Source organism: Deltaproteobacteria bacterium GWC2_65_14, from assembly GCA_001797615.1.
Taxonomy (GTDB): domain Bacteria; phylum Desulfobacterota; class Deferrimicrobia; order Deferrimicrobiales; family Deferrimicrobiaceae; genus GWC2-65-14.
On the sequence record MGPV01000034.1, the window covers coordinates 1 to 20,850 of the forward strand.

Annotated in this window: 18 protein-coding genes and 1 pseudogene; 7 read left to right on the forward strand and 12 right to left on the reverse strand. The window is 67.8% G+C overall.

Annotated features, from left to right (window positions below; genetic code table 11):
• Window positions 1-129 precede the first annotated feature (129 nt).
• Window positions 130-1,734 carry a murein biosynthesis integral membrane protein MurJ gene (locus tag A2X88_00005; GenBank protein OGP34236.1) on the forward strand — a complete coding sequence of 535 codons (1,605 nt, stop codon included), beginning with the start codon at window positions 130-132 and terminating at the stop codon, window positions 1,732-1,734.
• Here A2X88_00005 and A2X88_00010 read toward each other — a convergent pair.
• Window positions 1,721-2,119, reverse strand: a complete 399-nt coding sequence (locus A2X88_00010) for a hypothetical protein (protein OGP34237.1) — start codon at window positions 2,117-2,119, stop codon at window positions 1,721-1,723. The genes A2X88_00005 and A2X88_00010 overlap by 14 nt on opposite strands.
• Before the next feature lie 102 nt (window positions 2,120-2,221).
• Here A2X88_00010 and A2X88_00015 point away from each other — a divergent pair, with 102 nt between their 5' ends.
• The gene (locus tag A2X88_00015; protein ID OGP34238.1) at window positions 2,222-3,115 is read left to right on the forward strand and encodes a hypothetical protein; all 894 of its coding nucleotides are present in this window, start codon (window positions 2,222-2,224) and stop codon (window positions 3,113-3,115) included.
• Between the two features lie 31 nt (window positions 3,116-3,146).
• On the opposite strand, the gene A2X88_00020 is transcribed toward A2X88_00015, so the two are convergent.
• The 4 genes from A2X88_00020 to A2X88_00035 all read right to left on the reverse strand — a co-directional run bounded on the left by A2X88_00020 (window position 3,147) and on the right by A2X88_00035 (window position 8,727).
• Complete coding sequence (locus tag A2X88_00020; GenBank protein OGP34239.1) at window positions 3,147-3,362, reverse strand: hypothetical protein; 216 nt, start codon at window positions 3,360-3,362, stop codon at window positions 3,147-3,149.
• Window positions 3,359-3,850: a hypothetical protein gene (locus A2X88_00025; GenBank protein OGP34240.1), complete on the reverse strand. Its 492-nt coding sequence runs from the start codon at window positions 3,848-3,850 to the stop codon at window positions 3,359-3,361. The genes A2X88_00020 and A2X88_00025 overlap by 4 nt, the downstream gene beginning before the upstream one ends.
• Before the next feature lie 427 nt (window positions 3,851-4,277).
• Window positions 4,278-6,317, reverse strand: coding sequence for a translation elongation factor G (locus tag A2X88_00030; GenBank protein OGP34241.1), 2,040 nt, complete (start codon window positions 6,315-6,317; stop codon window positions 4,278-4,280).
• Between the two features lies 1 nt (window position 6,318).
• A complete protein-coding gene (locus A2X88_00035) occupies window positions 6,319-8,727 on the reverse strand; it encodes a hypothetical protein (GenBank protein OGP34242.1) in 2,409 nt (802 codons plus the stop codon).
• Window positions 8,728-8,874: 147 nt separating this feature from the next.
• On the opposite strand from A2X88_00035, the gene A2X88_00040 reads away from it, so the two are divergent.
• From A2X88_00040 to A2X88_00055, 4 genes and pseudogenes are all read left to right on the forward strand, one after another.
• Window positions 8,875-9,423 carry a hypothetical protein gene (locus A2X88_00040; protein ID OGP34243.1) on the forward strand — a complete coding sequence of 183 codons (549 nt, stop codon included), beginning with the start codon at window positions 8,875-8,877 and terminating at the stop codon, window positions 9,421-9,423.
• A gap of 19 nt (window positions 9,424-9,442) precedes the next feature.
• Window positions 9,443-10,375: a hypothetical protein gene (locus A2X88_00045; protein OGP34244.1), complete on the forward strand. Its 933-nt coding sequence runs from the start codon at window positions 9,443-9,445 to the stop codon at window positions 10,373-10,375.
• Window positions 10,372-10,587: pseudogene (locus tag A2X88_00050) on the forward strand (NrdH-redoxin). The gene A2X88_00045 and the pseudogene A2X88_00050 overlap by 4 nt, the downstream one beginning before the upstream one ends.
• Before the next feature lie 67 nt (window positions 10,588-10,654).
• Entirely contained in the window at window positions 10,655-11,134 is a 480-nt protein-coding gene (locus A2X88_00055; protein ID OGP34245.1) for a hypothetical protein, read from the forward strand.
• Here A2X88_00055 and A2X88_00060 read toward each other — a convergent pair.
• The 7 genes from A2X88_00060 to A2X88_00090 form a co-directional block, all read right to left on the reverse strand.
• Window positions 11,055-12,230: an A/G-specific adenine glycosylase gene (locus A2X88_00060; GenBank protein ID OGP34253.1), complete on the reverse strand. Its 1,176-nt coding sequence runs from the start codon at window positions 12,228-12,230 to the stop codon at window positions 11,055-11,057. The genes A2X88_00055 and A2X88_00060 overlap by 80 nt on opposite strands.
• 163 nt (window positions 12,231-12,393) lie before the next feature.
• The gene (locus A2X88_00065; protein OGP34246.1) at window positions 12,394-13,731 is read right to left on the reverse strand and encodes a hypothetical protein; all 1,338 of its coding nucleotides are present in this window, start codon (window positions 13,729-13,731) and stop codon (window positions 12,394-12,396) included.
• Between the two features lie 66 nt (window positions 13,732-13,797).
• Window positions 13,798-15,930 (reverse strand): hypothetical protein, encoded by a 2,133-nt coding sequence (locus tag A2X88_00070; GenBank protein OGP34247.1) that lies wholly within the window; start codon window positions 15,928-15,930, stop codon window positions 13,798-13,800.
• Window positions 15,930-16,340 carry a methylmalonyl-CoA epimerase gene (locus tag A2X88_00075; GenBank protein OGP34248.1) on the reverse strand — a complete coding sequence of 137 codons (411 nt, stop codon included), beginning with the start codon at window positions 16,338-16,340 and terminating at the stop codon, window positions 15,930-15,932. The genes A2X88_00070 and A2X88_00075 overlap by 1 nt, the downstream gene beginning before the upstream one ends.
• Window positions 16,341-16,815: 475 nt before the next feature.
• Window positions 16,816-17,820 carry an inorganic phosphate transporter gene (locus A2X88_00080; GenBank protein OGP34249.1) on the reverse strand — a complete coding sequence of 335 codons (1,005 nt, stop codon included), beginning with the start codon at window positions 17,818-17,820 and terminating at the stop codon, window positions 16,816-16,818.
• Window positions 17,813-18,430: a phosphate transport regulator gene (locus A2X88_00085; protein ID OGP34250.1), complete on the reverse strand. Its 618-nt coding sequence runs from the start codon at window positions 18,428-18,430 to the stop codon at window positions 17,813-17,815. Before A2X88_00085 ends, A2X88_00080 begins: the two co-directional genes overlap by 8 nt.
• Before the next feature lie 57 nt (window positions 18,431-18,487).
• The gene (locus A2X88_00090) at window positions 18,488-19,552 is read right to left on the reverse strand and encodes a 2-nitropropane dioxygenase (protein OGP34251.1); all 1,065 of its coding nucleotides are present in this window, start codon (window positions 19,550-19,552) and stop codon (window positions 18,488-18,490) included.
• Window positions 19,553-19,669: 117 nt separating this feature from the next.
• Between A2X88_00090 and A2X88_00095 the strand changes: the two genes are divergently transcribed.
• Window positions 19,670-20,638, forward strand: coding sequence for a hypothetical protein (locus A2X88_00095; protein OGP34252.1), 969 nt, complete (start codon window positions 19,670-19,672; stop codon window positions 20,636-20,638).
• Window positions 20,639-20,850 lie beyond the last annotated feature (212 nt).

The following is a 20,850-nucleotide window of genomic DNA, read 5'->3' on the forward strand; positions in this document are numbered from 1 at the left end:
TTCATGATACCACCGAAGGACTCCCTCGATGCGCCGAGGCGCCACTTCTTAGGAACGTCCCGGTTCTTAGTGCCGATGCCGCGGCCTTCGAGTATATTCAGTAGGATGGCCGACTCGACGTCCCGACAGATGGGCCGCGCCGCCGCGGTCATGATGGCCTCGGTCTTCCTGAGCCGCCTCCTCGGCTACGCGCGGGACGCGGTGATCGCCTATCAGCACGGGGCGACCCCGGAGACCGACGCCTACTTCGCCGCCTTCACGATCCCCGACTTTCTGAACTACCTGCTGGCCGGCGGCGCCCTCTCGATCACCTTCATCCCGATCTTCTCCCGGTACCTCGCGGAGGGGCGGGAGGAGGAGGGATACCGCTCCTTCTCCGCGATCGCGACCGTGATGGGGCTCGCGATGCTCTTCTTCATCATCCTCGGGGAGTTTCTCGCCGAACGGCTGGTCCCGTTCATCGCCCCGGGCTTCCCCCCCGACCAGGTCGCCACGGCCGTGCGGCTCACCCGGATCGTGCTCCCGGCCCAGGCCTTCTTCTACCTGGGGGGTCTCCTCATGGCGGTCCAGTACTCCCGGAACCGTTTTTTCCTCCCGGCCCTCGCGCCTCTTGTCTACAACGCCGGGATCATCGCCGGGGGGCTTGCGCTGGGGCGCACCCACGGGATGGAAGGGTTCGCCTGGGGGGTCCTCGCCGGCTCCTTCCTCGGGAACTTCGTGATCCAGGCGGCCGGCGCGTGGCGGACGGGGCTCTCCTTCTCCCCCCGGTTCGACCTGCAGGACCCTGGGCTGCGGGAGTTCGTGCGCCTGTCGATCCCGATCATGCTCGGCTTCTCCCTGGTGGTGGTCGACGAGTGGATGATCCGGATCTTCGGCTCCTTCCTGGTCGCGGGGGCGATCACCTGGCTGAACAACGCCCGGCGCCTGATGCAGGTGCCGATCGGAGTGTTCGGGCAGGCCTCCGGGGTCGCCTCCTACCCGTTCCTCTCCGCCCTCGCGGCGCGGGGGGAGCGGGAGGCCCTCTGGGACACCCTGTCGCTCACCCTCCGGTGGGTCTTCCTCGTCTCCTGCCTCGCCGCGGCGGTATTCGGGGTCCTCTCCCGGGAAGTGGTGCTGGTCGTCTTCAAGCGGGGGGCGTTCCGGATCGAGGACACCCTTCAGACCGCCTCCGCCCTGGCGGTCTTCTCGATCGGGATCCCCTTCTGGTGCGCGCAGACGATCGTGGCGCGGGGGTTCTTCGCCATGAAGGACACCTGGACCCCCACCCTGGTCGGCACCGGGGCATGGCTTGCCACGATCCCGGCCTACTACCTGCTGACCCAGAGGATGGGGGTCCGCGGTCTGGCGCTGGCCGGCACCGGGGGGATCCTCCTCTACGCGATGGTCCTCTACGGAATCCTGATGGCGAAGACCGTGGGAAGGAAAGGGCTCTCCGAGATCCGGGAATATCTCAAGCTGGCGCTCGCCGGGGGAGGCGCGGCCTGGGTCGGAAGCCTCCTCCTCGACCGGCTCTCCCGGTATTTTTCCTGGGAATCGCTGCCGGGGTCGCTCGTCCGCCTGGCGGCCGGAGGGGCGGGGATCGCGGCGGCCTACTATCTCATCGGGCGGCTTCTGCGCAGCGGGACGGTCCGGTCGATCCGGCGGAGGGGCGACATCCTCCGTCCCCCCCGGGTTGCCGGCTCCCCCGGTGCGGCGGCCCCGGGCGCCGGTCCCCCGCCCTTTACAGGCGAATGAAGGTGTCCTCCCCGTCCAGCGCCCGCGAGAGCACCTCCCGGTCCGCCACGTTGAAGCCGACCCGGCAGTCCCGGCGTCCGAACAGCGACTTCGTCCCGCCGACGACCGCCACCCGGGCCAGCTCGATCCGCCGGGTCCGAAGCCCCAGCGCCTTCTTCCCCCACTGGCGGATCTTGAGGAGGAACAGCCCGACCCCGACCTTCTTCGCCCTCCCCGCGCAGACGACCCCGACGATCCGGACCGGCTCTTCGCTCCCGGCCCCGACATGGGCGCGCACCTCGGAGAGCGCCCTCCCCGTGGAGCGGGCGACCACCACGGCGTACCCCCGCTCCCCGGCCATCCGGCCGATCTCCTCCTGCTCCGCCCGGGAAAGGCAGAACGGCAACAGCAATACCTTGCGCATCGGTCCCTTCGAAACGTGCCGGAATGAACCCCGGCATGATATCCCGATCGCCGTTCGCCGGGAACCGCTTTTCGGAGCCGCCCGATGATCCGCCGGATCACGGAGCGGCTCCTGCTCGTCGAGGGGGGAAAGGGGGGCCGGTACCCCTACTCCCACTCGCTCTACGTCCGGGACGGAGGGGGGATCCTCGTAGACTGCGGATCGGACCTCGAGGAGATCCGCAGGCTCCGGGAGCGGGAGGGGCTCTCCGCGATCCTTTTGACCCACTACCACGAGGACCATTTCCTCTTCCTGCGCGAGTTCCCGGAGGTGGAGGTGTGGGCCTCGGAGGAGGACGCGCCGGCGCTGGAGTCGCTCCCGGTCCTGCTCTCCTGGTACGGCGTGGCCGGGACGGAATCGGAGGAGTTCTTCCGCGACCTGCTCGTCGGGAAGTTCCACTTCGAGCCGCGCCGCGTGTCCCGGCGGATCTCCGACCGGGAGCGGATCCGGTTCGGCCGGAACCTGGAGGCGGTCGCGATCGTCGCCCCCGGCCACACCCCCGGGCACCTCTGCCTCCACTTTCCCTCCGAAGGGGTCCTCTTCCTGGCCGACTACGACCTCTCCGCCTTCGGACCCTGGTACGGCGACGAGCCGGGAGACATCGGGCAATTCCGGGAGTCGGCGAGGATGCTCGCGGACATCGGCGCGAAGATCCACCTCGTCTCCCACGAGGAGCCGGTCCACCCGGGGGATATCTCCCGGAAGGTGGAGGAGTATCTCTCGGTGATCGACCGGCGGGAGGAGACGCTGCGGGAATTTCTCGCGGAGCCCCGGACGATGGAGGAGATCGTCGACCGGCGGATCGTGTACGGGGAGGGGCGCGACGGCCCCTGGTTCGACTACGGGGAGCGGGCCCTCATGGGGAAACATCTCGCGGGGATGATCTCCCGCGGGGAGGCGGTCCTCTCCGGGAGCCGATACGGGAGGGCCGGGGGGTAGCCGGGAAGCCGCCTCCCGGGGCCTCCCGTCCCTACTTCCCCTTGAGCGCTGCGTTGAGTTCCCGGCAGACCTGCTTCGGATCGAGTCCCTTGTGCCAGGAGGTGTAGATGACCGTTTCCTTCTGGTTCGACCGGCACTGCATGCACTCCTCCCCGAACAGCTCCCGGATCTTTTCCCGCGCGGCCGGGTACTCCTTCAGGATATCCCCCAAGAACATCTCCGGCCGGATCGGCCCGTCCTTCGTCATTTCCGCTTCCTCCCCCCGCCCTTCGTTCCGGTCTTTCCGCTGAGTATACCAGGTATCCCGGGGCTCCCCTCGGCCCCTTCCGTCTCATACAGGTAGAAGGTCCCCGAGCCGAACGCCACGACCTCCCCCTCGCCGTTGCGGATCTCGACGGTCCCCGACGCGATCGTGCTCCCCAGGCGCTGGACGGTCCCGTAGGCGGTGACGGTCCCCGAGAAGACCGGCTTCAGAAAATTCACCTTGTACTCGACCGTCGTCATCCGGGAGGAGAGCGGCATGACGCTGCGGATCGCGGTCGCCACCGACATGTCGACCAGCGCCCCCATCACCCCCCCGTGGAGCGTCCCGAACGAGTTGCGCAGGATCGGGCGGATCCGGCAGGCCATCACGCTCTTGCCACCCTCCGCCGACAGCAGCCGCATCCCCATCAGCTTCACGAAGGGGAACGTGTTCACCCGCTCCCTGTAGAACCGCACGTCGAACTTCTTCATCCCGCCTCCTTCACGTCATCCTGTTCAAACAGCACCGGGCCCCCTTGCTCGCGGGGGGAATCCTCTCGGCTACGCTCGCGATCTCCGCCCGCTCGCTGCCGTTCCGCTCGCCGGAATTGGCGCCCTGTTGTGGGGACACTCCTCTCCCGCATCCCGGAGAAACCAGGAATGTCCCCGCCGCCTCGTGGACTCCCCCCGCATCGCTGCGGGTCCCCGGCCGGCGTGTGCGGCGGGGAAAGGCACCCTCGGGACGGGGCGCATCACAGGTGGAGCAAGCCGAAGGAGGGGGGTTGAGCGGAGATAAAAAGAAGTTCCGACAGCGGAGGGCAGTCGGAGCGAAGCCCCCCTCCTAGGCTGCGGAGCCAATGTCGCCCCCCCTCCCCCGCAAGCCAGGGTCCTCCACGGCATCCGGTACGTCTGGGCCTCCTCACCCCTGCACCTTCGCGTCGGCCCGGTCGTAGTGGGAGAACTTCATCATGAAGGTCCCCCGCCCCTGGGAGAGGGAGCGCAGGGAGGTCACGTAGCCGAACATCTCCTTGAGGGGGACCAGGGCGGAGAGGAGGCTCGCCTCCTTCCGGCGGTCCACCAGCGTGATCCTCCCCCGGCGGGCGTTGACGTCGCCGATCACCCCCCCCGTGAACTCGTCGGGGACGTTTACCTCTACCGCCATGAGCGGCTCCAGCAGGTAGGGCTTCCCGTTCCCGTAGGCGGCGAGGAAGGCCCGGACCGCCGCCACCTTCGCGGCGAGCGGGATGGCCGTCCCGGAAAGGAATTCCACCCGTTCGACCTCCACCGAGAGGTCGTCCACCGGGTAGCCGAGGACCCCGGTGAAGGCCCCCTCCCGGATCCCCTCCTCCACACCGTCGGCCGCCTCCCGCGACAGCTCGAGCATCCGGAGCCGGTCCGACACCCGGATGCCCGATCCCCTCGGACCCGGGAAGACTTTCAAGGCGATCTTCACGCTTACCAGCCGCTCCGCGATCTCCCGCTCGAACACCGTCTCCGCCGCACCCGGTTCGCTCACCGTCTCCCGGTAGACCACCTGCGGCTTCCCCGTCCGCACGACCAGCCCGAACTCCCGCTCCAGCCGGTCGACGAGGATCTCGAGGTGAAGTTCCCCCATCCCGGAGAGGACGATCTGCCCCGTGTCGGCATCGTCCTTCGTCGCCAGGGTCGGGTCCTCCTCCACCATCTTTCCGATCGCCTCCCGGAGCCGGTCCATCTCCCGCAGAGCCCTCGGCTCGACGACGACCGAGACCACCGGCTTGCGGATGTCGATCGCCTCGAACAGGATCGGCGCCGCCGGGTCGCAGAGGGTGTCCCCCGTCCGTGCGCTCTTGACCCCCCGGGCCCCGACGATCTCCCCCGCCTGCGCCTGCGCGATCCGCTCCCTCTTCCCGGCATGGATCCGGAAGAGGCGGGCCAGCCGCTCCTCCCCTCCGGCCGAGGCGTTATGCACCAGCTGCCCCTCGGACACCTTCCCGGAGTAGACCCGAAGGTACACCGTTCTCCTCCCCTCCTCGATCTTCACCTTGAAGGCCAGGGCGGAGAAGGGCGCGTCGGGGGAGGGGTCGCGGGTCGCGGGAACTCCGGTCCGCGGGTCGTCCCCGGACGCGGGGGGCACCTCCCTGGGGGAGGGGAGATAGTGCACGATTCCGTCCATCGCCGGCTGGATCCCCTTGTTGCGCAGCGCCGCCCCCGCGAAGACCGGGAAGAAGCGGACCTCGATCGTCCCCTTGCGGATCGCACGGCGAAGCATCTCCGCCGGAACCGGCTCTCCCGCGAGATAACTCTCCGCGACCGCATCGTCGGCGTCCGCCGCCGCCTCGAGAAGCGCCTCCCGGTACCGGGCGACCCCGGCGGTCTCCTCCTCCGTCAAGGGGTTCCTCGACACGGTCGCCCCCTGGTCCTCCCCGGAAAAGGCCACCCGTTCCATCGTCACCAGGTCGGCCACGGCGGTGCACTCGCCCCCGGAAAACAGGGGCACGGTCGCCGCGACCCCGCGGGCGGAAAGCTTGCTCCCCATCTCCGAAAGGACCCTGTCGAAATCGGCCCCCGGCCTGTCCAGCTTGTTCACGAAGGCGAGCCGGGGGATCCTGTGGCGGTCCGCCTGCCTCCAGACCACCTCGGACTGCGGCTCGACCCCTCCCACGGCGCAGAAGATCGCGACCGCGCCGTCCAGCACGCGCAGCGACCTCTCCACCTCGATCGTGAAGTCGACATGCCCCGGGGTGTCGATCAGGTGGACCTCGGCGTCCATCCAGGCGAACTGGGTCACGGCCGCGGTGATCGTGATCCCCCGCTCCCGCTCCTGCGGAAGGTAATCCATCTGGGAGTCGCCGTCGTGCACCTCTCCCATCTTGTGGCTCACCCCGGAGTAGAAGAGGAGCCGTTCGGTGAAGGTCGTCTTTCCGGCGTCGATGTGGGCGATGATCCCGATGTTGCGGACCCGGTCGATTCCCGCCACGTCACCCTCCCCTGGCGGCGCGGGCCGGCGGACTTCCCCGGAACAGGTTGAAGGAGGTGGTCCCGGGGATGGCGCGGTCGGCGAAGAGGGCATCGAGGACCTGACGGACCCGGTCGGCCGGCAGGCCCCGCAGATCGGCGTAGAAGTCCCGGATCCCGGCGGCGCGGATCTCGTGAAGGGAGCCCGAGGCCGAAAAGGGACGGGCCGGCAGGACCGATGAGCCGCGATCGGCGGTCTCCACGCGGAACTCCTCCCCCCGGGGGCTGGTGACCGTCCCCCCGCGGACTCCGGACGACGGGAGGATCCGGGAGACCATCAGGGGGAGCGACCCGTAGGCCACGGCGATCCCCAGCTCGTGCAGGAATTTTCCGACCGCGCGCAGGGAGGCGAGGTCCGCCTCGACCGGCAGCACCATCCTGGAAACCCCCATCGAGGAGAGCTCCGCCAGCGCGCCGGTGTTGCCGGCGTACAGGTAGTGGTCGCTCACCAGGAACAGCTCCCTCCTCGGATGGAACTCCTCGAAGAGCCGGAAATGGCCGACGTCGGACAGGAACCAGCCCCGGAACCCCTTTTGGACCGCCTCCCGGACCGTCCGCCGCAAGAAGGGGGCGTCCTCTTCCAGGAGCGGGGCCGAAAGCCGGAAGCAGATCCGGTCCCGGACTCCGCGGACCGCCGCCACGGGGTCCCGGGCCGCCGCTTTCGTGAACTCGACGACCGGCACGACCATGGGGTCCCGCGGAAGATGCTCGAGCTGGTCCGCGGTGCAGCCCGCGAAAAACAGCGTCGGGAGGGTCTCCTGCCGGCTCCCCGTTACCCGGAGTGTGGGAAGGATGGAGAGGCGGAGCTTTTTCCCCTCCAGGTAGAACTCCTTGTCGAAGCTCCGGGCCGCCCGCAGGAACATCTCCGTGAGGTCCCGCCAGGAGGCGCCGGACCCCCGTCCCTCCACGAGGATCTCCCCCGCCGGCAGGTCGGACCGGTATGCGGCGCGCAGCCGCTCTCCCGCGTCCGGGGGGATCCCCTCCCCGGACCGCCCGCCGCTCCCCGCGATCCGGAACAGCGATTGCCGGCGCATCGCCCCGAAGGAGGCGTCCACCCGCACGGCTCCCTCCCCCGCCTGGACGCGGAACCGGACCCCTTCCGGAACCCGGCTCTCCATCTCCCGCTTCGCGGACCTGGTGAACTCCCCGCGCCCTCCCGTTCCCACGCGGAAGAGGAGGTCCCCCGTCGACACCGGGAAGGGGACCTGGACGCGGAACCCTCCCTCCTCCTCCCGGAGCGAGAGCGCGGTGAACCCCCTCCCGGAGCCCTCGGCCCGGAACTGGACGCGGAGCCGGTCCCCCCGGGAGGGAGCGGTTTCGCCCCGGACCCGGATCCACCCCTCCCCCGCCTCCAGGACCTGCCCGAGCGGCTCTCCCACGTTTCCGGTGCCTCCCCCCGCGGCGACCTCCGAGGGATCCGCCCCTCCGACCAGCCCGGGCGTCCGCTCTCTCCCGAGCACCCCCTCGAGGATCCGCATCCCCTCGAGGACCGCCTCCTGCGGCTGCCCCTCCCGGATCCGGTCGAGCGCGGCGCGGTAGGCCGACACCACCCCGGCGACATATTCGGCCCCCCGCATCCGCCCCTCGATCTTGAAGGCGGCGAACCCCAGGGGAACCAGCTCCGGGAGGATCTGCATGAGCGACAGGTCGCGGGTGGAGAAGATCGCCTCCTCCCCGGCGGGGTGGCCGTAGAGGCGGCGGCAGGGCTGGACGCAGGCGCCCCGGTTCGCGCTTTTCCCCCCCAGGGAGGAGGAGAAGAAGCATTTCCCGGAATAGGAGTAGCACATCGCCCCGTGCACGAAGATCTCGACTCCCGCCCGGGAACGGGAAACGATCCGCCGGACCTCGGGAAGGAAGAGGTGCCTCTCCAGGATGACCCGCTCCGCTCCGAGGCGGGCGAACCGGTCCGCAGCCGCGAGCGAGGAGCATCCCGCCTGCGTGCTCACATGGAACGGGATCGACGGGAAGAACTCCCGGAGGATCCGCAGCAGTCCGAGATCGGCCACGATCACCCCGTCCGGGGAGAGAGGAGCCACCTGGTGCAGGAGGGAGATCGCCTCCGGCAGTTCCGTCTCCGTGAGCACCGTGTTCATCGCCAGGTAGATCCGCACGCCGCGGTCGCGGGCATGCGGCAGGATGCGGCAGTAGTCGTCGAAGGTGAAGTTCTCCGCCCTCTCGCGGGCGCTGAAACGCTGAAACCCCAGGTAGACCGCGTCGGCGCCCGCCTCGGCGGCGGCGAAGTAGGCTTCCACGGAGCCGGCGGGGGCCAGAAGCTCCGGGAACGGACGCTTCCCGGGCCCGGCCGGCCCGCGGGAAGGGCGGTCCGGCCTTTTTCTTCCCGAAAATCTTTTTTTCGCGTTCGCCGACGACAACGAGTCCACCCCCACTGCAGGCTGCAAACCCTTGTCCCCCTTGGGAATCGGGGGCATTTCGTTTGACATTCATCATACATCCGATAGACTGGCCGGAAAACAACGATCCGCGCGGATGCGGAAAAAAACGGTTCCGGAGGATGCAGGATGGGTTGGATTCCCGCGATCGTCGCCGTGGTGGTCGTCGCCTGGTTCGTCGGAACCTACAACTCCCTGGTCAGGCTGCGGAACCAGTTCCGGAACGCCTGGCACCAGATCGACGTCCAGCTCAAGCGGCGGTACGACCTGATCCCGAACCTGGTCGAGGTGGTCAAGGACTACATGTCCTACGAGCAGGAGACGCTCACGAAGGTGATCGAGGCCCGCGGCGCCGCCATCTCGGCCCGGGGAGCTTCGGAGCAGGGGAAGGCGGAGAACCTCCTGACCGAATCGCTGAAGAGCCTCTTCGCGGTGGTCGAGCGGTACCCCGAGCTCAAGGCGAACCAGAACGTCGCATCGCTCCAGGAGGAGCTGACCGGCACCGAGAACAAGATCTCCTTCGCCCGCCAGTTCTACAACGACTCGGTGATGACCTACAACAACCGGATCCAGTCGATCCCCGCGAACGCCATCGCATCGGTCTTCGACTTCTCCCCCGCGGAGTACTTCGAGGGGGGAGAGGAATCCCGCACGGTGCCGAAGGCGGACCTGCGGTAGGATCCGGGGCCCGCCCCGCATGTCCGCTCCCCCGATGCTCTCCTTCTACGAGGCGGCGGCGAAAAATCTCCGGAGGTCCCGGTTCCTCTTTCTGATCCTGTTCCTCCTCTTTTTCGCCCTCGGATCGGCGATCGGGAACGCCTACGGAAACGCCGGGTACGGGGTGGCGCTCGCCCTGATCCTCTACGCGATCCTCGCCGCGACCGCCTGGTTCAGCGGATCCTCGATCGTCCTCTCGATCCACGGGGCGCGGGAGGCGGACCCGGCCGAGCACCGACGGCTGCTGAACGTGGTCGACGAGATGCGGATCGCCTCCGGCCTTCCGATGCCCCGGGTGTACCTGATGGAAAGCGGGGGAATGAACGCGTTCGCCGCCGGCAGGAGACCCCGGGAGGCGGCGGTGGCGGTGACGACCGGGCTCCTGGACGGGCTGAACCGGGAGGAGCTGCAGGGGGTGATCGCCCACGAGATGGCCCACATCAAGAGCCGGGACACCCTCTACTACATCTGCGCCGCCGTCCTGGTGGGCTCGATCGCCCTGCTGGCCGACATGTTCCTGCGGGGAACCTTCTTCGGGGGACGCAGGCGGGCGGGGGGAGGAAGCGGCCGTGGAAGCGCCGCCTTCGTCCTCCTCGGGCTCCTCTTCGCCCTCCTGGCCCCCCTCGCGGCGAAGATCCTCCAGATGAGCATCTCCCGGCAGCGGGAGTACCACGCCGACGCGGAGGCGGCCGGGTTCACCAGGAACCCATTGGGGCTCGCCTCGGCGCTCGAGAAGATCGCCCTGGTCGGAAGCGGAATCCCCGGGAGGAACCGGGGAACCCAGCACCTCTTCATCGTGAACCCGGTGCGGCGGTTCACCGAGGCTTCCACCGCCCTGTTTTCCACGCATCCCCCGACCGCGCTGCGCATCCAACGGTTAAGAGCGATGGCGGGGAAAGGAGGGTTCGGATGAGCCGGAACGTGACGATCTTCGGAAAGGACACCTGACCGTACACCAACGACGCTCGTAGGGACTACGAGAAAAGCGGCGCCCGGGTGGTCTACAGGAACGTCCAGAAGGACAAGTCCGCGATGAGCGAAATGCTGGCCCTTTCCAGGGGACGCCGCGACGTGCCGCTGATCGTCGAGGAGGGGAAGGTGACGGTCGGCTATGGGGGCTCCTGAGCCGTCTGAGGCGCGGCCGTGGGCCGCGCAGGAACCGGATCTCCAACCGCCACGGAGGAGCACATCGATGAAACTCAGCGAGGAAGCGCTCACGTACCTGAACCTGGGAATCCAGTCCGAGATCGCCGCCTACGTCTTCTACCGGAGGGCCTCGGAGAAGATCCCCGACGGGAAGCTCCGGAAGATCCTCGACGGGCTGGCGATGGACGAGAAGCACCATTTCCTCGTCCTGGAGGACGAATACGACCGCAACGTCCGCTCCGAAATGTGGGCCCCCTACAAGGATATCCTGGTCCGGGACGGGCTCCCCGAGATCGACGAGCTGGTCCAGGACACCCACAAGGAGCTGCTCAAGAAGATCGGAACCCTCAAGACTCCCCGGGAGGTCCTCCGGATGGCCCTCTCGCTGGAGCAGGAAGCCTACGACCTGTTCCACGGGGCCTCCGCGAAGGCCAAGGAGCCGGAAGTCAAGAAGGTGTTCGACCACCTCGCCGCGTTCGAACAGGGACATGTGAAGGCGATCGAGAAGGAGCTGGCCGCGCTGTAGCAGGCGTCGCCGCGGACCGGATTTCCGGGAAGGCCCGCGCGATCAGCTTCCGGGCCGCCCCCGGGAAGGGAACCTTTTCCAATTCCTCCGGGGAGATCCACCGCCACTCCCCTCCCTTCGGAGCGGCTCCGGCCCGCCGGAGGAAACGGACCGGGACCAGGGTGACCCGGAAATGGCTGTAGGCGTGCCGGACGGGAGGAAGCCTCTCCGGCGCGGCGATCGTCATCCCCCACCGGATCCGGATCTCCCGGACGAGAAACCTCTCGGGGGATTCGCCTTGGGCAGGCTCCCCGCCCGGGAACTCCCACATCCCCCCGAGCAGTCCCTCCGGGGGACGCCGGGCGATGAAGACCCTCCCCCTCCCGTCCAGGATCACGGCGGCGGCGGCGCTTCGATGGGGGATCTCCCTCCGCCTTCGTCTCGCCGGGATCCTCTCCTCCACTCCGTCCCGGCGTCCCTCGCACAGCGAGGCCAGCGGACAGATCGCGCACTTCGGAGCGCGGGGAAGGCAGACCATGGCCCCCAGATCCATCAGCGCAAGGGCGGTCTCCCGTCCCCGGCCGGGGAGGATCAGCCCCGCCGACGCATCCCAGAGAAGACGCACCGCCTCCGGGCGGGAGAGATCCTCCTGTACCGAGAGCAGGCGCGCGATGACCCGTTTCGCGTTCGCGTCGAGGATCGGGGCGTCCCGCCCGAAGGCGAGCGCCGCGATCGCGCCGGCGGTCGACCGTCCCACGCCCGGCAGCGACGAGAGCTCCTCCACCGTGGAGGGGACCCTCCCGCCGAACTCCCGCACGACCTCCACCGCCGCCCGGTGGAGGTTCCTCGCGCGGGCGTAGTAGCCCAGCCCCTCCCAGGCCTTCATCACGGCGTCGGGTGATGCGCCGGCCAGCGCCTCCACGGCGGGGAAGGCTCCCAGGAACCGCCGGTAGTAGGGGGCGACCGTCTCGACGCGTGTCTGCTGGAGCATGATCTCGGAGATCCAGACCCGGTAGGGATCCCGGGTTTCCCGCCACTCCATCTCCCTCGCGTTCGCGGAAAACCAGGCGAGGAGGCGCAGGGATATGGCTCCAAGCCGCGCGGCGGACGGCGCGATCCGGCCGTCGACGGCCCGCCGCTTCCGCCGGATCCTTTGCCTCTTCGTCACGGGAACATCGTATCGCGAAAAATGGAACGGGGGCCGAAGATCCGGCCCCCGGATGGGATCGCGGGAGGCGCCGGGAAGGCCGCCTCCCGCCTTCAGGAAATCGCCGATTCCCCTAGAACTTGTACCCGAAGTCGAGCGCCACCAGGTGCGCGTCGCCGGTCCATTTCCCGTTGAAGCCTGTCCCATAAGACGGAAAAGCCGGAGTCGTCTGATTGCTGACCGTTCTGTCCTTCTTGTCCACGTACATGTAGGCCAGGTCGATGGTCCAGTTGCTGATCTTGTATCCCGCTCCCGCTGTGTAGAAGAGCTTGTCGGCGTCGGGAAGCTCGGGCCCCATCGTGTCCGCGGGAGCCGGGTTCGGGTCGTAGCGGAAGCCGAGCCGAAGGGCGAGCGGATCGGTCACGCGGTATTCGCCGCCGACGTAGATCGCAACCACGTCCTTCCAGTCCTTCCGGCTGTTGGAATCGGGGAGAAGAGCCGTGTTGTTCCGGATATCGATGTCCAGGGATTTGTAGGAATGCCAGAAGGTCCAGTCGGCGTCCACCTCGACGGTCAACCGGTCGCGGACGTAGGCGACTCCCAGCGTCGCGGTCGCCGGCATATTGACCGTGGTGGACCCCTTGGTGTCGAACGTAGCGCCGCCGAACACGGCCTGCGCGGAGACCCCGCCCAGCGCAACCAATCCCGTGGAACTGATGTCCGTCAGCTTGACATCGCCGTCATCGATGTCGAGCTTGAAGTTGCTGCGGTAGGAAACCCCGATTTTCCAGGAATCCACCGGCGTCAGAAGAACTCCGAAGTTGTACCCCCAGGCGTCCCCGTCGCCTTCGAGATCGAGCTTGAAGATGTTTACCTGGGTGTCCCCGCCGGGAGCGTTATTGACGACCCCGGTCTTGGCCAGCTCCGCCTTGCCGTACATGTAGTTGATCCCGGCGCCCACCGACAGGACATCGTTCACCTTGTAGGCGACGGTAGGATTGACGACGACCGTCAACAGGTCGATCTTGGTGATCTGGTTCCGGAAGATGCTGCTGTCCCGGTCCTTGTACTCCTGCCCGAGGCCGAACGGCGCGAACACCCCGACGCCGTAGGCGAAGTTCGGAGAAACCTTCCTGGTGATGAAGGTATTCGGGACGAAGAAGTCGAGATCCTTCTGCGTCTCCGACCCCACGGTTGTTCCGCTCGCGCCGGACAGGGGCGTCGTGCCGGTGAAGGTCCCCCCGTTCTCCTTGATGTAGGTGATGCCGACTTTCGTGTTGACCCCTTCCAGTTGCAGGATTCCCGCCGGGTTGAAGTAGATCGCCGACGGGTCGTTCGCCTGGGCGGTGAAGGCGAATCCCATCCCCATCGCCTTCGCTCCCGCCTCGGGCAGCCGGAACCCCGACGCCATCGCCGATGTGGCGGTGAACATCAGCACGACAAGAAACGCCAAAACCCTCCCGATCCTCATCGCTTCCCCTCCTTGTGGGCTTCCCGCCCAGACGCTCGAAGTGGGTTCACCATAGCGTTTTGCCGGTCAGGACGCAACGGAATTTATCGTCCAACGGATTGAATAATATTCACTTTCTCCGGGCGACAGCAGGGCGCGGAAAAGGAGCCGGAGGCAGACCCCCTGGTGGATCTTCTCCACGCCGGTTTCCGAAAGCGAGGCGGTCTCCACCGGGTAGCGCAGCAGGGTGAAATCCCTTTCCGATTCGACCGATACCGCGATCTTCCTCCATCCGTCCACGATCCGGAACCAGCGAAGGGCCGCGGTCGTCCCCCGGGTGGAAAGATCCGCCTCCCCCATGCCGAACCCCTGGTACCGCCGGTCCGGCCCGTTGCCGGAAAGGAAGTTGAGGTTCCACTCCGAGACGAAGCTCCCCCGAACCGGCGCCTCCCCGTCGTTGCGCAACTGGAACACCGCCTCGAACCCTTCCGCACCCGCTGCGACGGAAAGGGTTTTCTCCAGGGAAAGAGCCGTTCCTTCTCCCGCAAGCGGAAGCTCCAGGAGCAGCCGCACCTTTCCCGTGCTGCGGGTGACCCTTGCCGTCGCTTTCCTTCCGGCGGACACGCAGATGGGGGATGCGGCTTCGGACAAGATCGCCTCCGGGGAAACCTCTTCCCCGTAGAACGCCTCCCGGAACGACGCCCTCTGCCAGGGGTCGACACCCAGCGCCTCCGCGACGGACGGGTCCTTGAGCACCAGCAGGTCGTGGATGCTCGTGCGCCCGTCGAACGCCCCCCCGGCCTCCTTGAACTTCCGGTGGTAGGCCTCCTCCCGGCGGGTCAGGACATGCCCGAGGGCGATCCCGCGGCGGGGAAGCGAGACCTCCGTGAGCGCCCCGCCGTCGTGCCCGTGGAACAGGAGGGTCAGCTCCGGCGTCTTGACCAGGATCTCCTCCCCTCCGTCGGCGTCGAGGTCGCCGCTGGCGCATTCGGTCCAGTCGTTCCCCCCCGCGTGGAGGATCCGGTCGGAGGCCTCCTCCGCCCGGAGCAGGTTCGTGTAGGCCGCCTCCCGGAGATGATTGAGGTACAGCCCTCCGAAGATCCCGTGCCAGTAGACGTCGTTGCACTGGGCGCGGAAGAGGTGCTCCCGCCCTTCCGGGCCGGCCCCCTTTTCCTCCGCATCCCTTACCCTCCGGCTCACCCGGAGCATCCGCTTGTGAAGCTGGTTCGCCTCCTCGTACTTGCGCAGAAACCCCCGGAAGGTCCCCCCCTGCAGGAAGGGCTTCACCTCCCCGTCCTTGCCGGCGCGAATATCGTGCAGCAACCCGCCGAACCGGGCCGCCCTCCCCGGAGGAAGGGTCCACTCCCCCATCTCGATATAGGAACAGGAGGGAAGGTAGGCCTTACCGCGGAGCGGGGCGGCGTCGGCATACTCGCCGAAGGTCATCGTCCGGAGACGGTCCGCGCGCGCGAGAATCCCCTCGAAGAAGCGGAGGAGCCACCCCTGCGTGTAGACGGTGTCGTAGGTGCCGGGCCAGACGCCGAACTTCTCCCCGTCGTCGGCCAGCACGGCGGCGGGGAAGGGGACCTTTCGGGAGGTGATCCGGTCGATCTCGGCCAGCGCGTCCTCCACGCCGCCGAAGGGGATCAGGTACCGGAGCCGCTCGCTCCCCGGGAAGAGACGGACCTTCGCCCCGTTCGCTTCGGTGAGGTAGATCCCGTCGAGTTCCCCGCCTTCCACCCCCGCCCGCAGGAAATGGAAGTCGTCCAGCGGGAGGTACTCGACCCCGGCTGCCGCCAGCGATGCGGGAAGCTCCGGCTCCCAGACCCGCTCCGCGAGCCAGATCCCCCGAGGCCTTTTCCCGAAATGCCTCCCCACGGTGTCGGCCATCGCCCGGATCTGCCCCCTGCGGTCGCTCTCGGGGAGCATCGTCAGCACCGGCTCGTATTTCCCGCCGCCGAGGATCTCCACCTGCCCCCGCGCGACCAGCTCCCGGAGCAGCCCGAGGATGTCGGGGCGGTTCCCGGCGAACCACTCGAGGAGGAACCCCGAGTAGTGGAGCGTCAGCCGGATCGACGGGAAGCGGGCCAGGATCTCCAGGAAGGGGAAGTACGACCGGTCGCTCGCCTCCCGGAGGACGGAATCGAAATTCCCCACCGGCTGGTGGTGGTGCAGGCAGAGCAGGAGGACCCGCTCCGCGGGTGGCGGGCCGGACTCCATCAGTACCCGTCTCCCCCTTCCGCGAACTCGGTCAGGACGCCGAAGGTCGCCTTCGGGTGGAGGAAGCCGATCCTCATCCCGTGGACCCCCTGGCGGGGAGTCTCGTCGATCAGCCGCACTCCCATCTCCTTCGCGCGGGCCAGCGCCGCCGCCGCATCGTCCACCTGGAGGCAGAGATGATGGATCCCCTCCCCGTTCCTCTCGAGGAACCTGCCGACCGGCCCGTCGGGCGAGGTGGTCTCGAGCACCTCGATCGTGCTCTCCCCGATGCGGAAGATCGCGGCCCGGATCTTCTGGTCGGCCACCTCCTCCGTCCCGACGAATTCCAGCCCCAGGACGTCTCGATAAAAGGGGATCGCCTGCTCGAGCGAGCGGACCGCCACCCCGATATGCTGGATCTTCCGGATCATCTCCCGCCTCCTCTCGAATCTCCTCCACAAAGTATAGGGGGGTTCCGGCAACTTTTCACCCCCTGTCGGCGAAACGGCCCCGCACGCCCACGCAATCTCGGGTTCCGGCCCGGCTCCGCAGCCTCGGAGGGGGGCTTCGCTTCGCCCGCCCTCCGCCCCCGGTCCAATCTTTTTATCTCCGCTCATCCCCCCTCCTGCGGCTGGCTCCGCCCGGGATGCGCCCCGTCCCGATGGCGCCTGCAACTGCTGCACCCGTCAGCCGGGGACCCGCAGCGATGCGGGGGATGGAGGGCCGGCGTCCAGGGGGCCGTTCCGGAAGAGGCCGAGCACCGAGAGGGTCGATGCGCCGCATCCGGCAAGGCGCCCGACCGAGGCGTACCCACGGCGGTACGGCGAGGGAGGGCAACGAAGCCGGTGCGGATGCAGCGGCCCTCGAATGCCGGGATCTGAGGGAATGGTCCCCTGGATGCCGGGGCTACAGATGCTCGAGGAAGGGGGCGAGGAGGCGGAAGGAGACGTATCCCGCCGCCCCCGACGCGGGGATCGTGAGGACCCAGGCCCAGACGATCCGGGCGCCGACGATCCAGTTCACCTTCCGCCACCCCTGGGAAAGCCCCACCCCCAGGATCGCGGAGGTGATGACGTGGGTCGTGCTGATCGGGATCCCCATCGCCGATGCGGTGAGGATCACCCCGGCGGAGGAGGTCTCCGCGCAGAACCCGTGCACCGGCTGCAGCTTCACGAAGTCGATCCCCACCGTCTTGATGATCCGCCATCCCCCTATCGCCGTGCCCAGAGCCATGGCCGTTGCGCAGGAGAGGATGACCCAGATCGGGATGTGGAAGGTCTCGATCGCCCCGAAGGATACCAGCGCCATCGAGATCACCCCCATCGACTTCTGCGCGTCGTTCGACCCGTGGGAGAAGGCCATGAAGGCGGCGGAGAGGACCTGGAGCCTCCGGAACGCGCGGTTGAGCGGAGAGGGATGGAATCCGCGGAACCCCCAGAAGATCGCCACCATGATGAGGAACGCCACGAGCGTCCCGACCACCGGGGAGACGACGACGGCGGCGAGGATCTTCGAAATCCCCTCCCACTTCAGGACCCCCCAGCCGCGCGAGGCCACCACCGCCCCGATGATCCCGCCGATGATCGCATGCGACGAGGAGGAGGGGATCCCGTAGTACCAGGTGAGCAGGTCCCAGAAGATCGCGCCGATCAGCGCCGACAGCACGATGGTCTGCGACACGTGGACCGGATCCACGATCCCCTTCCCGACCATCGTGGCCACGTGGGTGGAGACGAGCGCCCCGACGAAATTGAGCCCCGCCGCCATCAGGATGGCGTTGCGGATCGAGAGGGCGCGGGTGGAGACGCTGGTGGCGATGGCGTTCGCCGTGTCGTGGAAGCCGTTGATGAAGTCGAAGACGAGCGCGGCGACCACCACGAGCCCCAGCAGGATCAGCGGGTGCTCAGCCATTCTTGAGCGCCACCCCTTCCAGGACGTTCGCGGCGTCCTCGCACCGGTCGGTCGCGGTCTCCAGCTTCTCGTAGATCTCCTTCCACTTCAGGATCGTGACCGGGTCCGTCTCGTGCTCGAAGAGGTCGGCGATGGCGTCCCGGCAGACCCGGTCCGCCTCGTTCTCGAGGGAGTTCACCTCGACGCAGTGCTCGTGGACCTCCTCCAGCTTCGTGGAGAGGCGGGCGATCGCCCGCTGGATCTCCCGGGTCGACTTGAGGATCAGGAACCCGAGCTCCTTGGCCGGGGGGGTGATCTCGGTGACCTTGTAGAGCATGATCCGAAGCGACGAGGCGTGGATCAGGTCGATGACGTCGTCCAGGGAGCAGGCGAGGGAATGAATGTCCTCGCGGTCGATCGGCGTGATGAAGCTGGTGTTCAGCTTCCTGATGATCTCGTGCGTGAGGGTGTCCCCCTTGTGCTCGATCTCCTCGATCCGCCGGGCCTTTTCCTTGACGTTGTCGAAGTTGTCCAGCAGGTCCTTCAGCGCCTCGGCCCCGTCCAGGATGTTCTGGGCCGCCTTCTCGAAGAGCGCGAAAAACTCCTGATCCTTCGGAATGATCCGAATCATGCGGAATGCTCCTTCTCCTGTCGGTTGCTGGGGTGGAACCTGGAACTTCCCTTTGCGTCAGCGGGGTCGCGGGACGGCGGCCGCGGCGGCTCCCATCGTTTCGCGGGCATCCTCCCCCGCCATTTCGGCGAGCTTGCGCTCGGCGCCCTGCACCAGCTCCTCGATGATCAAGGCGACCGGCTGGATCTTCTTCGCGAAGGCGACGCTCTGGCCGGCCATCAGCGATCCCCGCTCGATGTCCCCCTCCACCACGGCCCTCCGCAGCGATCCCATCCAGAACTCCTCGAGCTTGAGCTGGCCCTCCTCCCGGGACAGCTCCCCCGCCTTGACCTTCGCGAGAAGCTCGAGCTGGAGCCGGTTGAACTCCTGGGTTCCCTCGTTCATGATCGCGCGGACCGGGATGGTGGGCAGCGACGGGTCGAATTGCGTGGTCGGCATGGCGTCCCGCGCCTGCGCCCGGATGAACGCCTCCTTGAACCGGGGATGGGCCACGCATTCCTCCGCGACCACGAACCGGGTCCCCAGCTGCGCCCCCGAGGCCCCCAGCGAGAGGTACTGGGCGATCATCTCCCCGGTCCCGATCCCGCCGGCGACGAAGACGGGGACCTCCATGATGGAGAGGAGGAACTCCTGGGCCAGGACGGAGGTGGAGACGGGGCCGATGTGCCCTCCCGCCTCGCTCCCCTCGATCACGATGGCGTCGACCCCCTGCCGGATCATCCGCTTCGCCAGGGAGAGGACCGGCGCGAAGCAGAGGATCTTCGCTCCGGACCCCTTCACCCGCTCGATGTCCTTCCCCGAGGGGATGGCCCCCGCGAAGAACGCGTGGGAGACCCTCTCCCGGACGACGACGTCGATGTGCGCGTGGAAATTGGGGGCCACGGTGATCATGTTGACCCCGAAGGGGAGCGAGGTCTTCATCCGGGTCTTCTCGATCTCCTCGGCCAGCAACTCGGGAGGCATGTTTCCTCCCGCGAGGACGCCGAATCCGCCGGCGTTCGATATGGCGGAGACGAGGTTGGATTCCGACACCCAGGTCATCGCCCCGCAGAGGATGGCGTACCGGGTCCCCAGAAGATCGGTCCCCCGCTTCCAGACCTTCGGCAGATATTTCAATTCCATCCGAATCTCTCCCCGGAAACCGTTCTCGCGATCCCTGAACTATACCATGCGAAAGCCCCGCCAACCACCGCGGGGAACCGGATGCCCGGCGGCGGAACCCTGCTATAGTAAAGGGCGATGGTTCGCCAGGCCGACATGTACGACGTGACGATCGTGGGCGGAGGTCCCGTCGGGCTCTATGCAACCTACTACGCGGGGCTGCGGGACTGCAAGACCAAGCTGATCGACATGGAACCGCAGATTGGCGGCCGCCTGATCTCCATGTACCCCGAGAAGGAGATCTTCGATGTGGCCGGCTTCCCCCGGATTCTCGCACGCGACCTGATCGCCGAGCTCACCCGGCAGGCGATGCAGTACCGCCCCACCGTCGTGCCCGACGAACGGGTCGTCGGGATGCGCCTTCACGGGGAGCGGGTGATCGAGCTGACCACGACGAAGGGGAGCCACTTCACCCAGACATCGATCCTCGCGGTGGGGTCCGGCGCCTTCGTCCCCCGCAAGCTCGATATCCCGCACATGGCCGCGCTGGAGGGGCACGGCGTCTACTACTACCTCCCTTCCTTCGAGCCGATGCGCGGGAAGCGGGTCCTCGTCGTGGGCGGGGGGAACAGCGCGGTCGACTGGGCCCTCTCCCTCGAGAAGATCGCCTCCGAGGTGACCCTGGTCCACCGGGTCTACAAGTTCCAGGCGCACGAGGCGATGGTCGACCGGCTGCTCGCCTCCGCCGTCCGGGTGATGTTTCCCTACTACGCCCTGAAGGAGGTGGTCGGGGAGGAGAAGGTCACCGGGGCGGTCATCTGGAACGAGCGCAGCGGCAAGGAGGAACGGCTCGACGTGGACGCGATCATCCTGTCGATCGGGATGCTGACCAACCTCGAGCCGTTCCGGGAATGGGGACTGCGGATCGTGGGGAGCGGGATCGGCGTGAACACCGACATGTCGACGAACCTGCCCGGGATCTACGCGGCGGGGGACATCGCGACCTACCCGGGGAAGGTCCTGCTGATCGCCGCGGGCGCGGGGGAGGCCGCCACCGCGGTCAACTCCGCGAAGGAATATATCGAAGCGGGGGACCTGGGGAGATAGGAGGACGTTCCTTCGCGAGGATCTCCTCCACGGCGGGTACCGCGCACGCCCCCCGGTCCTCCGAAATCCCCAGGTGCATCCGGCGCAGGATAACGTCCTCCGGGGTTTCGGCCCATTCCTCCCGGGCGGCGAGGATCACCTGTGCGGCGATGTCCGGGGAATGGGGGGCGAGGCGCCTCGTCCGGTCTGTCCAGGGTCCGGTCGCGTTGATC